Annotated in this window: 14 protein-coding genes; 5 read left to right on the top strand and 9 right to left on the bottom strand. The window is 70.1% G+C overall.

The window, feature by feature from the left end:
• Window positions 1-121 precede the first annotated feature (121 nt).
• Both E1161_RS15050 and E1161_RS15045 read right to left on the bottom strand, forming a co-directional pair.
• A complete protein-coding gene (locus E1161_RS15050) occupies window positions 122-1,204 on the bottom strand; it encodes a winged helix DNA-binding domain-containing protein (protein WP_132623819.1) in 1,083 nt (360 codons plus the stop codon).
• 4 nt (window positions 1,205-1,208) lie between these two features.
• Window positions 1,209-1,778 (bottom strand): DinB family protein, encoded by a 570-nt coding sequence (locus E1161_RS15045; protein WP_132623817.1) that lies wholly within the window; start codon window positions 1,776-1,778, stop codon window positions 1,209-1,211.
• Between the two features lie 61 nt (window positions 1,779-1,839).
• On the opposite strand from E1161_RS15045, the gene E1161_RS15040 reads away from it, so the two are divergent.
• Window positions 1,840-2,817, top strand: coding sequence for a helix-turn-helix transcriptional regulator (locus E1161_RS15040; RefSeq protein ID WP_132623815.1), 978 nt, complete (start codon window positions 1,840-1,842; stop codon window positions 2,815-2,817).
• On the opposite strand, the gene E1161_RS28370 is transcribed toward E1161_RS15040, so the two are convergent.
• The 3 genes from E1161_RS28370 to E1161_RS15030 all read right to left on the bottom strand — a co-directional run bounded on the left by E1161_RS28370 (window position 2,802) and on the right by E1161_RS15030 (window position 4,723).
• Window positions 2,802-2,924 carry a hypothetical protein gene (locus E1161_RS28370; protein ID WP_268951390.1) on the bottom strand — a complete coding sequence of 41 codons (123 nt, stop codon included), beginning with the start codon at window positions 2,922-2,924 and terminating at the stop codon, window positions 2,802-2,804. The genes E1161_RS15040 and E1161_RS28370 overlap by 16 nt on opposite strands.
• Before the next feature lie 201 nt (window positions 2,925-3,125).
• Entirely contained in the window at window positions 3,126-3,779 is a 654-nt protein-coding gene (locus tag E1161_RS15035; protein ID WP_132623813.1) for a response regulator, read from the bottom strand.
• Window positions 3,776-4,723, bottom strand: coding sequence for a HAMP domain-containing sensor histidine kinase (locus E1161_RS15030; RefSeq protein ID WP_132623811.1), 948 nt, complete (start codon window positions 4,721-4,723; stop codon window positions 3,776-3,778). Before E1161_RS15030 ends, E1161_RS15035 begins: the two co-directional genes overlap by 4 nt.
• Before the next feature lie 156 nt (window positions 4,724-4,879).
• Between E1161_RS15030 and E1161_RS15025 the strand changes: the two genes are divergently transcribed.
• From E1161_RS15025 to E1161_RS15015, 3 genes are all read left to right on the top strand, one after another.
• Window positions 4,880-5,998: an acyltransferase family protein gene (locus E1161_RS15025; protein WP_235875042.1), complete on the top strand. Its 1,119-nt coding sequence runs from the start codon at window positions 4,880-4,882 to the stop codon at window positions 5,996-5,998.
• A gap of 7 nt (window positions 5,999-6,005) precedes the next feature.
• Window positions 6,006-7,028 (top strand): LLM class flavin-dependent oxidoreductase, encoded by a 1,023-nt coding sequence (locus E1161_RS15020; RefSeq protein WP_132623809.1) that lies wholly within the window; start codon window positions 6,006-6,008, stop codon window positions 7,026-7,028.
• Between the two features lie 174 nt (window positions 7,029-7,202).
• Window positions 7,203-8,489, top strand: coding sequence for an SLC13 family permease (locus E1161_RS15015; protein WP_132623807.1), 1,287 nt, complete (start codon window positions 7,203-7,205; stop codon window positions 8,487-8,489).
• A 6-nt stretch (window positions 8,490-8,495) separates the two neighbouring features.
• Here the strand turns inward: E1161_RS15015 and E1161_RS15010 are convergent, their stop codons facing one another.
• Genes E1161_RS15010 through E1161_RS14995 form a run of 4 tightly spaced genes read right to left on the bottom strand, consistent with a single transcriptional unit; the run spans window position 8,496 to window position 12,352 of the window.
• Window positions 8,496-9,266: an aminoglycoside 3'-phosphotransferase gene (locus E1161_RS15010; protein WP_235875041.1), complete on the bottom strand. Its 771-nt coding sequence runs from the start codon at window positions 9,264-9,266 to the stop codon at window positions 8,496-8,498.
• Between the two features lie 46 nt (window positions 9,267-9,312).
• Window positions 9,313-10,521: a metal-dependent hydrolase family protein gene (locus E1161_RS15005; RefSeq protein ID WP_132623803.1), complete on the bottom strand. Its 1,209-nt coding sequence runs from the start codon at window positions 10,519-10,521 to the stop codon at window positions 9,313-9,315.
• Window positions 10,518-10,976, bottom strand: coding sequence for a GAF domain-containing protein (locus tag E1161_RS15000; protein ID WP_132623801.1), 459 nt, complete (start codon window positions 10,974-10,976; stop codon window positions 10,518-10,520). The genes E1161_RS15005 and E1161_RS15000 overlap by 4 nt, the downstream gene beginning before the upstream one ends.
• The gene (locus E1161_RS14995; protein WP_132623799.1) at window positions 10,973-12,352 is read right to left on the bottom strand and encodes an MFS transporter; all 1,380 of its coding nucleotides are present in this window, start codon (window positions 12,350-12,352) and stop codon (window positions 10,973-10,975) included. Before E1161_RS14995 ends, E1161_RS15000 begins: the two co-directional genes overlap by 4 nt.
• A gap of 143 nt (window positions 12,353-12,495) precedes the next feature.
• Here E1161_RS14995 and E1161_RS14990 point away from each other — a divergent pair, with 143 nt between their 5' ends.
• Window positions 12,496-13,371: a MurR/RpiR family transcriptional regulator gene (locus E1161_RS14990; RefSeq protein ID WP_132623797.1), complete on the top strand. Its 876-nt coding sequence runs from the start codon at window positions 12,496-12,498 to the stop codon at window positions 13,369-13,371.
• The last annotated feature ends 30 nt before the right edge of the window (window positions 13,372-13,401 follow it).

The raw sequence follows: 13,401 nt of genomic DNA, 5'->3' as shown, positions 1-13,401 counted from the left end.
CCCCGGGGGTGCGCGGAACACATCGAGTGGCCCACGGAGGAACCCAGCGGAGCCGTTGCGCTCTCCCCTTCGGGCAATCCTGGTACCGGCACCGCCAGGCAGGACAACTCCTCAACAGCTCTCATGTCACGCGGGCGCTGTCGCTCTCGCCATCGGAGAGGAACAGCGCCAGCGCGCTCCCCTGCTCGACCAGCTGCGCGCGCTGCGAGCGCGAGAAGCCGTGCAGCGGAGCGACGTCCACGGTTCTCCGTGCGACCTCCCACGTTCCGGCGACGCGGCCGTCCACCAGCACGACGCGTTCGCCGGCCACCGACAGGCCGCGGTGCTCGTCGTCGATGATCCGACTGCGGTCGTCGTAACCGAGGATGGCGTTGTCGAACGCGGGCAGGAACCGCACGGGCGCGGGCATGTCCGGGTCGGGGCGCGGCGCGTCGGGCAGGTCCAGCAGTTCGCGTCCACGCTCGTCCCGGAAGGACACGAGCTGGTCACGCACCGCCTTCACCGCGCCCGGCAGGCCGGCCAGGCCCGACCATGCGCGGATTTCGGCGGTAGCGGCCGGGCCGAACGCGGCGAGGTAGCGGCGCACCAGGTTCCGGCCGACCTGGTCGTCGGGTGACTCCTGGTCGACGTCCCGGCCCAGCCAGGAGGAAACCGGCAGGTAGCGGGCAGCCCCGCTGGTGCGCCAGAGACCTCGCGGCGGTAGCTGCACGACGGGAACCAGGGCGCCGACCACCGCTTCGCCCAGCGCGCGGAGGCCCTGCCCGGGCCAGCGGTGGGCGATCGCTCTCGCCAGCTCGGACTGCGAATGCGGTCCGCACTCCGCCAGCACCTCCCGGCCCGCCGCCGCGAGCTCGTCGAGGTCGACCTCCGCGAGCTCGCGCCGGTGGACGCCGAGGACCCGCTGCAACAGCATCGCGTCGTGCCGGGACCTCCAGGACAGGACGTCCTCGGCGGCCAGCAGGTGCATGGTGCGGCGCATCAGGTGGGTCCGCACCACTCTCCGCCGAATCAGCAGCTCCGAGAGCTCGGCCGGATCGAAGACGCGCAGCCGGGACCAGAGGCCGACGAAGGGTTCCTGCGGTTCCTGGGCCTGCACGCCGCACAGGTGCGCCACGGCATCGCGCGGTGCGAGGTCCGCGGGCTGGAGCAGGAGCTGCCGGGCCAACGTCGCGCGGTTGAGCGCGCGGGTGTCGAGAACGGTCATGCGCTCAGGTGGTCGTCTGGCCGTCGATGCTCTCGCGGATGATGTCCGCGTGTCCGGCGTGCTGCGCGATCTCGGAGATCACGTGCAGCAGCACGCGGCGGGCGCTGAGCTCGGTGCCGGGTTCGTTCCAGGGCGCGTCGGGCACCGGGTGCGTGATCAGCAGGTCGGGCAGCGCGGTCACGATCTCCTCGGTGCGGGCGGCGACGTCCTCGCAGCGCTGCACGATCCCTTCGAGGGTGTCACCGGGGAGCATCTGGAACTCGTCGAGCCGGTCGATCATCCACTGCGGGTGCTCACGCGCGGTGCCGGCCTCGATGTCGCCCCAGGTGACTCCGTCGGGCAGCGCGAAGCTCATCGCCGAGGGCCCGTCGGTGATGAACCGCAGCCACGACTCCTCGGTGCTCGCGACGTGCTTGACGATCCCGCCGAGGCACAGCTCGCTCGTGGTCGGGCGTTCGCCCAGCTGTTCGTCGGTCAGTCCCCGGACGGTGTTGAGCAACTGGCCGCGCACGGTGGCGAGCTCGGTGAGCAGGTCGCCCTTCTCAAAGTCGAGTGCGGTGCTGGAAGCAGTCATGGGAGCAGCTTCGCACCGGTAGCGGTCAGTTCGTGTCCGCTACCGCGGGCACGATGGGGTCATGCGGAGAACCTCCACGCGGCTGCTGTCGTTGCTGTCGCTGCTCCAGGCGCGTCGGGACTGGCCGGGTTCGGTGCTCGCCGAGCGCCTGGAGGTCAGCGACCGCACGGTGCGGCGCGACGTCGACCGACTGCGGGACCTGGGTTATCCGATCGCGGCGGTCAAAGGACCGGACGGCGGGTACCGGCTGGAAGCGGGCAGCAACCTGCCGCCGCTGCTGTTCGACGATGACCAGGCGGTAGCGCTGGCGATCGCGCTGCGCATCGCCACGACGGCGGGCGCGGGCATCGAGGAGGCCGCTGCCCGCGCGCTGATCACCCTCCGCCAGGTGATGCCCTCGCGGCTCCGCCACCGGATCGATTCGTTGCAGATCACCGCGGTCGAGCGCAGCACGGCCCAGCGCGTGGACAGCGAGGTCCTGATGGCCCTGAGCGTCGCGGTGCACGCTCGGGAGGAACTCCGGTTCGACTACACCGGCTCTCCCGCGCCTCGTCGGACGCACCCGCACCACCTGATCACCTGGGGCGGGCGCTGGTACCTCCTCGCCTGGGACCTGGACCGCGACGACTGGCGCACCTTCCGCGCCGATCGGATCGCCCCGCGCATCCCGACCGGCCCGCGCTTCACCCGGCGCGAACTCCCGGGCGGCGACGTGGCCGCGTTCGTCAGGACCAGGTTCCAGGGGGCGCAGGCGTGGCCGTGCCAAGGAGAGGTCGCCTTGGACCTGCCCGCGGCGACGGTCTCCCGCTACACCTACGACGGTGTGGTCGAAGAGCTGTCCGCCGACCGGTGCAGGCTCACGTTGGGGTCGTGGTCCTGGGAAGCGCTGGCCGCAGAGCTCGGGAAGTACGACGCGGACGTGGAGGTCCTCGGGCCACCGGAGCTGAGAACCGCCTTCTCCCAACTCGCCGACCGCTACGCCCGAGCGGCGGGCGCACCGAGTCCCCAGGCAGGGCTGCCGTTTCAGGCTCCTCGCTGATTGCCCCTGACAGCGGTGTAGGGGTGAACGGCGGCCCGGCCCGCAGCTGCCCCGTAGTGGTAGGCCAGCAGGAGGTAGACGGTCAGGATCCTCGGTCGATCGGTCACGGTTTCGAACTCCTTCTCTGATCCGATGTTTCGCGCTCCAGTAGGTACCGCATGATCACGGAACCGCGGAGGAGCGCGCCGCATTTCGTCGCCTTTTAACCCGGACGAAGGATCTGATTCGACCTTTCAGCGCGCGGACGCACTACCCCTCGTGCGCGAAAGCCGTCTCGTGAACAACGTCTCGCACCAGCGGTGACGCGCTCACGGTTCGATGAGGCCTGCCCGGATCGCGTAGCGGGTGAGCTCAAGCCGGTCCTTCATGCCCAGCTTCGCCATGAGGTTGGAGCGGTGGCGCTCGACCGTCTTGATGCTGATGACGAGCAGGTCGGCGATCTCCTTCGAGGAGTGCCCTTCGGCGACGAGCTTGAGGATTTCCTCCTCCCGGTCGGTGATGGCCCGCTCGGGCACGGCCTCCCCCTGACCCGCGCGGTCGAGGTAGCTGCGGATCAGCGAGGTCACCGCACCCGGGTACAGGAACGGTTCGCCGCGCATGGCCGCGCGGCACGCTTCCACCAGGTCGCGGTCGGCGACGGACTTGAGCACGTACCCGGAGGCACCGGACTTCAGCGCCTCGAACAGGTACTGCTCGTTGTCGTACATCGTCAGGATCAGGATGCGCAGGTCCGGCTGCAGCCGGGTGAGCTGCCGGGCGGCCTGCAGCCCGGTCAGCCTGGGCATGGCGATGTCGAGGATCGCCAGGTCCAGCTCCTCGGCCTTCGCGAGCTCGACGGCTTCGGCCCCGTCACCGGCCTCGGACACGACGGCGAGGTCGGGTTCGTTGTCGAGGATGAGCCGGACTCCGCGACGGACCAGCACGTGATCGTCGGCCAGCAGGATGCGGGTCGTGTCGGTCATCGCCCGCCTCCGGTGCTGATCGGCACGTCGAGCCGGACTTGCGTGCCGCCCTCCGCGAGCGTTTCGACGGCCAGCGTCGCCCCGGCCAGCAGCGCGCGCTCCCGCATCCCCCGGATGCCGGCGCCTTCCGGGGCGTCCCCGGTTCCCACGCCGTTGTCCCGCACCCGCAACCGGACCTCAGAAGGCTCCACGTGCACCAGCAGGTGGATGCGGGTCGCACCTGAGTGCCGGACCGCGTTGGTGATGCTCTCCTGCGCCACCCGGTAGATGACCAGCTCGACCTCCTCGCCCAGCTCCGGCAGCACGCCGTCGATCCGGCACCGCGCGGCGGCGCCGCGAACCTCACCGGTGAGCGATCTCAGCGCGCTGGCCAGGCCGAGCTCCTCCAGCACCCCGGGGCGCAGCCGCCGGGCGATGCGGCGGATCTCGTCGAGGCTGTCGCGGGTGGTCTCCTGCACCTGGTGCAGCGCGGCGGACACCGCCTCGGGCGCCTCGTCCGCGACCCGCCTGAGCTCCAGCAACACCGCGGTCAGGCTCTGCCCGACCTCGTCGTGGAGCTCGCGGGCGATGCGGCGGCGCTCGGCCTCCTGCGCCGACAGCGCGCGGGCGTTGCTGGTGGCGCGCTCGAACTCCAGCCGGTCCAGCATCGCGTTGAACGCCATGATCAGGTCCGCGATGCCCCCGTGCCCGGACACCGGCGGCCGCGATCCTGGTCGCAGCAGGTCGATGGTGGTCATCGCGCGGGTCAGCCGCCGCAGCGGCAAGAACCCGATGCGCAGCAGCACCGCGTTGGCCACCAGCATCGCGACCAGCCCGGCGACCAGGATCAGGCCTTCGGCGGGCAGCACCGGCGTGGACACGGTGGCAGGGCTGAGCATCAGCAGCACCGTCGCTCCGGTGAGCACGGCGGCGTTGAGCAAGAACACCCGCCAGAACAAGGACACGTCCCGCACCTCCTGAACCCCAATTCGACCACCGGTCGCACTTCGAACACCCATACGGGTCGTGCGCACCGAAGATGGGTGTCAGCCCCGATGGCCAACGGTCGTTCTCCTGGGTGAAGCTGGCTGCAGGACTAGCGCAGAGGAAGAGCGACAAGCGTGACGACAGCCGGATCCGGCGGTGGGCAGAGCCGCCGGAAGATCAGCTGGGATCTTGTTCGAGCCGGTTGCGTGGTGCTGGTGATGCTCTACCACTCCACGAGCCTGAGCGTCTTCCTCCACCCCGAGCTGGAGCCGAGGACCTTCGAGTTCCCGTACCAGGTCGGGGCCAGCCTGCTGCTGGTCGTCTCCGCCTACTTCGCGTGCGTGACGATCCGCCGCGGCTCCCTGCTCCGCTACTGGTGGGGTCGCGTGGCCAGACTGCTCCCGTCGTTCCTGGCCGCCGTGGTGGTCAGCTACTTCGTGCTGCGAGCGTTCCCGATCGAGGGCTGGTTCTTCCCGCTGCCCGAGGACCTGCGGGCGAACCTGCTGATGCTGTGGCACTGGAAGCCGCAGTCCTACCCGTTCATCGACGGCTCGCACTGGACGGTGCCGCTGCAGCTGATGGGATTCACGGTCGCCGCCCTGCTGTACCGGAGCTGGTGGGGCCACGGCAGCAGGATCGTGATCGTGCTGTGGGTGGCGGTGCTCGTACCGCTGGCGCAGTGGCCGATCCGGATCGCCGAACCGATCGATGAGACCTACCGGACCGTGGTCGACGGGGTCGGCATGCACCGCTGGCACCTGTTCGTCGCGGGCGTGGCGATCTGGATGTGGTCGGTCAAGCGCCTGAGCACCCCGCACTTCTCCGCTCTCCTGGCGCTCTGCATGGCCGCGCAGGAGGTGCACAACTACACGCGCACGCCCGAAGGTCTGCTGGCCGACACCGGTTCGTCTGTGGGCGTGGCCATCGGCATGTGCGTGATCGCGCTGGTCGCGCGCTCTCCCGACATGGCGATGCCGCAGCCGGCGCGACGCGCGATCAGCTGGTTCGCCGGCATCTCCTACGGCACCTTCCTGATGCACCAGGCCATCGGCTACATCGTGCTGCGCAGGCTGCAGGACGTCGGGGCCGACACCATCACGCAGACCTTGGCGATGCTGGTGACGGGCACGCTCCTCGGGTGGATGCTCACCCGTGCGGTGGAACAGCCGACCCACAAGCTGCTCATGATGCCCTTCGAGCAGTGTGGTGGCGCGGCTCGCACCCGGGAAGCAAAAGCGGTCGGTCCGCGTTGAACCCGGTGTGAAGAAGATCGGGTTCCTCTCCTTCGGGCACTGGTCGGCCTCGCCGCACTCGCAGACGCGCACCGCGTCGGACGCGCTGCACCAGGCCGTCGACCTCTCCGTCGCGGCGGAAGAGCTCGGCGCCGACGGCGCCTACTTCCGCGTGCACCACTTCGCCCGGCAGTACGGGTCGCCGTTCCCGCTGCTGGCGGCGATCGGCGCCCGGACCAGCCGCATCGAGATCGGCACCGGCGTGATCGACATGCGTTACGAGAACCCGCTCTACATGGCCGAGGACGCGGGTTCGGCCGACCTCCTCTCCGACGGCAGGCTGCAGCTCGGCATCAGCCGGGGATCGCCGGAGCAGGTCATCGAGGGCTGGCGCTACTTCGGCCACCAGCCGCCGGAGGGCCAGACCGACGCGGACATGGCCCGCACCCACACCGAGGTGCTGCTGGAAGTCCTCAAGGGCGAGGGGTTCGCGCAGCCCAATCCGCGGCCTATGTTCCCCAACCCGCCGGGTCTGCTGCGCGTCGAGCCGCATTCCCCCGGCCTGCGGGACCGCATCTGGTGGGGGTCGAGCTCCAACGCGACGGCGCGGTGGGCGGCGAAGCTGGGGATGAACCTGCAGAGCTCCACGCTCAAGGACGACGAGAGCGGTGAACCGCTGCACGTCCAGCAGCGCAAGCAGATCGAGGCGTTCCGCGAAGCCTGGCGCGCCGAGGGGCACGAGCGCGAGCCGCGGGTGTCGGTCAGCCGCAGCATCTTCGCCATCGTCAACGACCTCGACGACATGTACTTCGGCGGCGATGACAACACCGAGGACAAGATCGGCAACATCGACGCCAACACCCGCGCGATCTTCGGGCGTTCCTACGCCGCGGCGCCGGACGTGCTGGTCAAGCAGCTGGCCGAGGACGAGGCGATCGCCGCGGCAGACACCCTCCTGCTCACGGTGCCCAACCAGCTGGGCGTGGACTACAACGCCCACGTCATCGACAGCATCCTGCGCCACGTGGCGCCGGAGCTCGGCTGGCGCTGATCGCGCGACTGGGCGGTCCGGGCGGCGGATCGTGTTCGAAACTGGATGAGCCAGTTGGCCAGTTCGGTATTGACTTCGGGCTGCGTTTCACGGAAAGTGGCTGAGCCAGTGAGCCACTGTGCCGCGCACCACACCCCTTCGTGGTGCGCGGGCCGCGCAGGCAAGGAGGCAAAGGTGCCGCCCGAAGTCGTATCCATCCTGGTGCTGGTCGCCGCGTTCGTCATCGCCACGACGCTGTCGGTGAACATGGGAGTGCTCTGCTTCGCAGCAGCGTTCCTGGTCGCCACGGTGTTCGGCGGGCTGTCCGAAGACGACATCTTCGACGGCTTCCCCGGGGACCTGTTCGTGGTCCTGGTGGGCGTGACGTTCCTGTTCGCGATAGCCCGGGCGAACGGCACGACCGACTGGGTGGTGCAACGCGCCGTTCGGTTGGTGGGTGGCCGGATCGCGCTGATCCCGTGGGTGATGTTCGGGATCGGGGCGCTGCTCACCGCGATCGGCGCCGTCAGTCCCGCCGCTGTGGCGATCGTGGCTCCGATCGCGCTGAACCTGGCCGCGCAGTACCGGATCAACCCGCTGCTGATGGGCGCGATGGTCGTGCACGGCACGCAGGCGGGCGGCTTCTCCCCGATCAGCATCTACGGCAGCATCGTCAACGAGGTCGTGGCCAACAGCGGGTTGCCGGGCAGTCCGCTGGTGCTGTTCCTCGGCAGCTTCGCGGCCAACGCGGTGATCGCCGGGATCGTGTTCGTGGTCTTCGGCGGCCTGCGGCTGCGCAGGGGAGCTGAGGCCCGGCGGCTCATCGCGACGGGTTCGGGCGGCGGCGCGGAGGTCTCCGACGGCGAGCCGGGCGAGGAGCTGCGGCTCAACCGCGATCGCGTCCTGACGCTGACCGGTCTCGTGGTCCTCGTGGTCACCACGCTCGGGTTCGGGCTCGACGTCGGCCTGATGGCGATGTGCATCGCCGTGGTGCTCAGCGTCCTGTCGCCGAAGACGGGCAAGGCGGCGCCGAGCGAGGTCGCGTGGCCCACCGTGCTGCTGATCTGCGGTGTCCTCACCTACGTCGGCGTGCTGGAGAAGATGGGCACGATCGACTACGTGGGCCACTCGGTGGCCGGCATCGGCGTTCCGCTGCTGGCGGCGCTCCTGCTGTGCTACATCGGCGCGATCGTCTCGGCGTTCGCCTCCTCGGTCGGCATCATGGGCGCCCTCATCCCGCTGGCGGTGCCGTTCCTGCAGACGGGCAGCGTCGGGCCGATCGGCATGATCACGGCCTTCGCGGTGGCGGCCACGGTCGTCGACGTGAGCCCGTTCTCCACCAACGGCGCGATCGTGCTCGCCAACGCCAAGGACGTGGACAAGGACGCCTTCTTCCGGAAGCTCCTCATCTACGGAGGCATCATCGTCGCCGCCACGCCGCTGGCCCTCTGGATCCTGCTGGTCCTGCCAGGTTTCGGCTGAGCGAGTTCAGTCCGCCAGCCACCACAGGAGCCGGTAGTGGGCCGTGCGGTCCGGGTCGGGAGCGACGCCGTAGGCGTCCAGGAGGACTTCCTCCCAGCCCGGACCGTAGTTCCACGGGGTGGCCCACGTGGCGACGGCGAGGTCGGCCCAGCGGTCGGCCACACCGAGGCTGCCGAGGTCGACGTGGCCGGCGCACCGGCCCCCGTCTCCGATGAGGGTGTTGGGGGCGCAGGCGTCGCCGTGGCAGACCACCAGGCGGTCGACCGGAGGTGGTTCGGCGAGGGCGTCCAGGGCCTCGTCGACTCCGCCGGTCCGGGCGAGCTCGGGAGGCCATTCCGCCGGGTCGATCAGGCCTGCGGCGGCGCGTTGCCGAGCACGGGTCAGCCGTGAGTCGGTTGACCAGTCGAAAGGGCAGTTCGCGACCGGTAGCGCATCGTGCAGTGCGCGCAGCCCGGAACCGATGGCGCGCACCGCGGTTTCGGGCTGGACGATCCAGCGGTCGTCGACGGCTGAGAGACCGGGCAGCCCCGCGGTGACCATCCAATCCCCGGTGCTGTCGGAACTGTGGTCCAGCACGGGTGGAACCGCAGCGTACTGGCTTGCCCAGCGCAACCGTTCCACCTCAGGAGCCAACGGCAGGCCGCCGGGCGACCACTTCACGAACTGCGCGCGGGTTCCTGACCCGATCCGGAAGGTCAGACCTCCCAGCTCGTTCCGCCACACCGCACGAACCGGCCTGCCGCCCGCGATGGCGCGGACCACGGACGGCGTCTCCACCGGCTCACGAGGTGCTGAAGCGATCACACCACCATTCTTCCCGCTCTCAGACGAGTCGACCGCCCTGCACGACGTGCGTGATGTGCTCGGGCTCTGCGAGCACCGCGATGTCCTCGAGCGGGTCGCCGTCGAGGACGACCAGGTCGGCCACCGCTCCTTCGCGGAGGGTGCCGATCTCGCCGCTCATGCCGAGCAGTTCGGCCGCGGTGCTGGTCGCCGAGCGGATCACCTCCAGCGGCGGCTGGACCTCGCTGCGGATTCGGAACTCCTCGTTCTGGTGGCGGTGCATGCCGCCGAGCAGGTCCGTGCCGTAGGCGATCTTCACGCCGCCTCGGTGAGCGATCTCCAGCGCGGCCAGTCCGGCGCCGAGCACCTCGTCGACCTTGCGCCAGCTGTCCTCGGGCAGGCCGAACTGCCGACCCTCGGTCTTGAGCGCCCAGTAGGTGACCAGCGTGGGCACCAGGAACGCGTCGCGCTCGAGGAATTCGTCCACGTTGGACTCGTCGATGAGGTTGCCGTGCTCGATGGAGCGGATTCCGGCGCGCAGCGAGCGGCTTGCAGAGCGCGCCGTGTAGGCGTGGGCGGCGACGTAGCGGTTGGCCGCCTCGGCTTCCTGCACGATGGCGCGCAGTTCGTCCATCGAGTACTGGGTGGAGTCGATGCGGTCGGTCGGCGAGGCGACCCCTCCCCCAGCCATCACCTTGATGTGGTGGGCGCCCTTGCGCAGTTCGTCGCGGGCGGCGGCGCGCACCGCGTCCACGCCGTCGGCGATGCGGCCCAGCCCCGCGCAGCACTGGTGGCCGTCGTGCACGCGGGTGCCGCGCGGTCGGCTGTCGCCATGACCTCCGGTCTGGCTCAGCGCCTTTCCGCAGAACGCGAGCCGTGGCCCGCGAACGAGCCCCTCGGCCTGCGCGTCGGCGAGCCCGAAGTCCGCACCGGAGGCGTCGCGCACGGTGGTGAAGCCGCGGTCGAGCATCCCGCCCATGATCCGCGCGGAGTGCGCGGTGGCGTAGGACGGGGACCAGGTGGTCAGCGCCCCGAGGTCGGCGGTGGCGGCGGTGACGTGCACGTGGGCGTCGATGAGACCGGGGAGCACCGTCGCGCCGGCCAGCTCCACCGCACGTGCACCGTCCGGTGCTCGCAGGCCGCGGCCGGTCTCGACGATGCGGCCGTCGGCGCACAGCAGGTCGGCTTCGGCGCACTCGCCGGTCTCGACGTCGAGCAACGTGCCCGAACGCAGCAGCAGGGTGGTCACGGTGTCGGGTCCTCCTCGGGTTCGTCGATGCGCTGCACGAGCTCGCTCAGCGCCGGCGCGGCCAGCACCGCCAGTCCTGCGGCCCGCGCCACCTGGGACCGCTCGTAGGCGCCGGACGCGTCGAGCAGGTTGAGCACGCCCAACGTTCCGGACTGGCCAAGGACCGGGACGTTGATCACCGATCCGCACCCGAGCCCGGCGATGAGCATGTGGTCGGCGAAGACCTCGCGCACCGCGGCCTCGTCGGGGCCGAAGTAGGGCAGCTGCGCGGTGATGCACCGGTCCAGCCATCCCGCGGTGACCTCGACGGACTTCTCACCCCCCACCGGGTACTGCTCGGGGTGGCTGCTGTGCGCGCGGTGCAGCACGCGACGGCCGGGCAACCACGCGAGCACGGTGAACAGCCGGACTCCGACGTCCTCGCGGACGCGTTGCTCCACTTCGGACAACATCATCGCGGCACCGCCTCCATCCGGTCGGTTTCGGTGAGGTCCTCCAGCGACCGGCCCGCGGTGGACAGCCCGAACAGCAGGGTGCACACGACACCGACCGCCAGCACAGCGGTGGTGAGCCCGAAGACTCCGGCGAACCCCAAGGAAGCGGCGGAGATGCCGATCACCGAGGGTGCGATGATGCTGCCGACGCGGCCGAACGCGCTGGACAGGCCGGTTCCCGAGGCCCGGATCCAGGTCGGGAAGACCTCCGGGGTGTATGAGTAGACCGCCGCGTAGGTGCCGTTGAGGAAGAACGACAGCACCGCCGCGGAAGTCGTGATCAGCACCGGGTCGGTCATCTGGCTCATCCAGAACGCGCTGGCCGCGGCCCCGGCGAGGTAGAGCGCGATGGTGTTCTTGCGGTCCAGGTACTCGCCCAGCCAGGCCGCTGAGAAGTACCCGGGCACCTGCGCGAGGTAGATGATGATCGCGAACTCGAAGCTCTTGGTGACCGCGATCCCCTGCTGCACGAGCAAGGTCGGGATCCAGGTGAAGAAGCCGTAGTAGGAGAAGGTGATCACGAACCAGATCAGCCAGGTGATCGCGGTGCGCCGTGCCATCGAGCCGCTCCACAGGTACTTCAGCGCGGAGACCAGCCCGATCTTGCGCGCCTCCACCGGCTTCTCGACCGCGACTTCGGGGATCGGCGGCAGCGGGGCGCGGGTGGCCGCCCGAACCTTCTCCTCCAGGTCGACCACGACCTCCTCCGCCTCGCCCGTCCGCCCGTTGGCCAGCAGGTATCGGGGTGATTCCGGTAGCGATCGGCGCCACCAGAGCAGCATCACGATCGGCAGTGCGGTGATGAGCTGGGCCCAGCGCCAGCCCTCGGGGACCGGCTGCACCACGAACCGGCCGAGCAGCGCCGCGGCGACGAAGCCGAAGGAGAAGAACCCGGCGAGCGCGCCGACGAACCACCCCCGCCGAGCGGCGGGGACGAACTCGGACAGGAACGGCGCGATGATCGCGCTCTCGGCCCCGGCGCCGAACCCGGCGAGCACGCGGGCGCCGAGGAAGATCTCGTAGTTGGGTGAGAGGGCTCCGATGATGGAGAACAGCGCGTAGACGGCCAGCGCCCACATCATGACCTTGCGGCGGCCGATGCGGTCGCCGAGCAGGCCAGCGCAGGTGGCGCCGAAGAGGAAGCCGAAGGGCGTGGCCGAGCCGATCAGGCCGAGCTGGGCGTTGGTCAGCCCCCACTCGTCCTGGACGCTCGGCAGCAGGAAGGCCACCACGGCCGAGTCCATGCCGTCGAAGGTGTAGCCGAGTCCGCCTAGCAGCAGCAGGAGGTAGTGCGGCCGGCTCAGCGGGAGCCGGTCGAGTCGGGCCAGCAGGGACACGATTGCCTCCAGTTGAGGGGGTGCGTCCAGGTGAGTCGCAGCACCGAGCGAAGTGACCAGCAACATATAGTGCAGTAATCGCAAACTGCAATACCTGTTGCGTTTTGAGCTCGTTAAGCTGTGCGTCGACGAGGGGAGCCCGATTGACCACCGATGCCGAGCCCGACGGGTTCGAGAGCTGGTTGCGCGGGCGCGTTCCCGAACGCGGGTTGCGCAGCAAGGGCGCCTCGGTTCTGCAGGTGCTGCTCACGCAGCCCCGGCGGGTGTCCTACAGCTCGGCAGCGGAGGCCGCCGAACTGGCCGGCGTCAACGTCGCCACGGTCAGCAGGACCGCCCAGGCCTTGGGGTTCAGCGGCTGGTCCGACCTGCAGCAGGAGCTGCGGGCCCGCTACCTGTCCTCGCTCAGCGCTCCGGAAGTGGCCGCCGCGCAGCAGACCGAGGGTGAGCTGGGCGGGGCGTCGATGCGCCGCGATCTGGAGTCGCTGGCTCTGCTCACCCGCCGTCTGGACGAGCAGCTGCTGCGCACCACCGCCGAGGCGATCGCGCAGTCCAGGCGGACCGTGATCGTGGCCAACGGGAGCTACTTCTCGGTGGGTTCCGCACTCGGGCACAACGTGCAGCTGGCCGGCTACGAGGCGACGGTCGTGCACGACGACGCCGAGCTGGCCAACGCGGTCTCCCGGATCGAACCGGGCGACGTCCTCATCGCGATCAGCTTCTGGCGGCTCTACCAGAGCACGGTGACCGCAGCCCAGGAAGCCCACGACCGAGGCGCGCGAGTCTTCGCCCTCACCGACGCGGCCAGCCCCGCCCTGGCGGCCGCGTCCGAGCAGATCCTCCTGATCCCCGCCGAGGGCGTCGCCTTCTTCCCGTCGCTGGTCCCCGGGCTCGCGGTCGCACAGGCGATCGCCGCCCAGCTCTCCACAGTGGATCCGGACCGCACCCGGCGCTCCATCGAGGCTGCCGAGACGCAGTGGTCGCGGTTCAGGCTCCTGCACCGCCAGCCGCGCCGCGACTGACCACCGATGAGTTTTCCGGCCGCGGGGAGT

The sequence above is a fragment of the Saccharopolyspora aridisoli genome (genome assembly GCF_004348445.1).
Taxonomy (GTDB): Bacteria; Actinomycetota; Actinomycetes; order Mycobacteriales; family Pseudonocardiaceae; genus Saccharopolyspora; species Saccharopolyspora aridisoli.
The sequence above is the reverse complement of the archived record's forward strand: the minus strand, read 5'-3'. Positions and strand labels throughout refer to the sequence as shown.

Excerpts from the sequence above, each read along its gene's own strand:
- E1161_RS15050 (WP_132623819.1), bottom strand. The coding sequence starts at position 1,204 with ATGACCGTTCTCGACACCCGCGCGCTCAACCGCGCGACGTTGGCCCGG.
- E1161_RS15045 (WP_132623817.1), bottom strand. The coding sequence starts at position 1,778 with ATGACTGCTTCCAGCACCGCACTCGACTTTGAGAAGGGCGACCTGCTC.
- E1161_RS15040 (WP_132623815.1), top strand. The coding sequence starts at position 1,840 with ATGCGGAGAACCTCCACGCGGCTGCTGTCGTTGCTGTCGCTGCTCCAG.
- E1161_RS15035 (WP_132623813.1), bottom strand. The coding sequence starts at position 3,779 with ATGACCGACACGACCCGCATCCTGCTGGCCGACGATCACGTGCTGGTC.
- E1161_RS15000 (WP_132623801.1), bottom strand. The coding sequence starts at position 10,976 with ATGATGTTGTCCGAAGTGGAGCAACGCGTCCGCGAGGACGTCGGAGTC.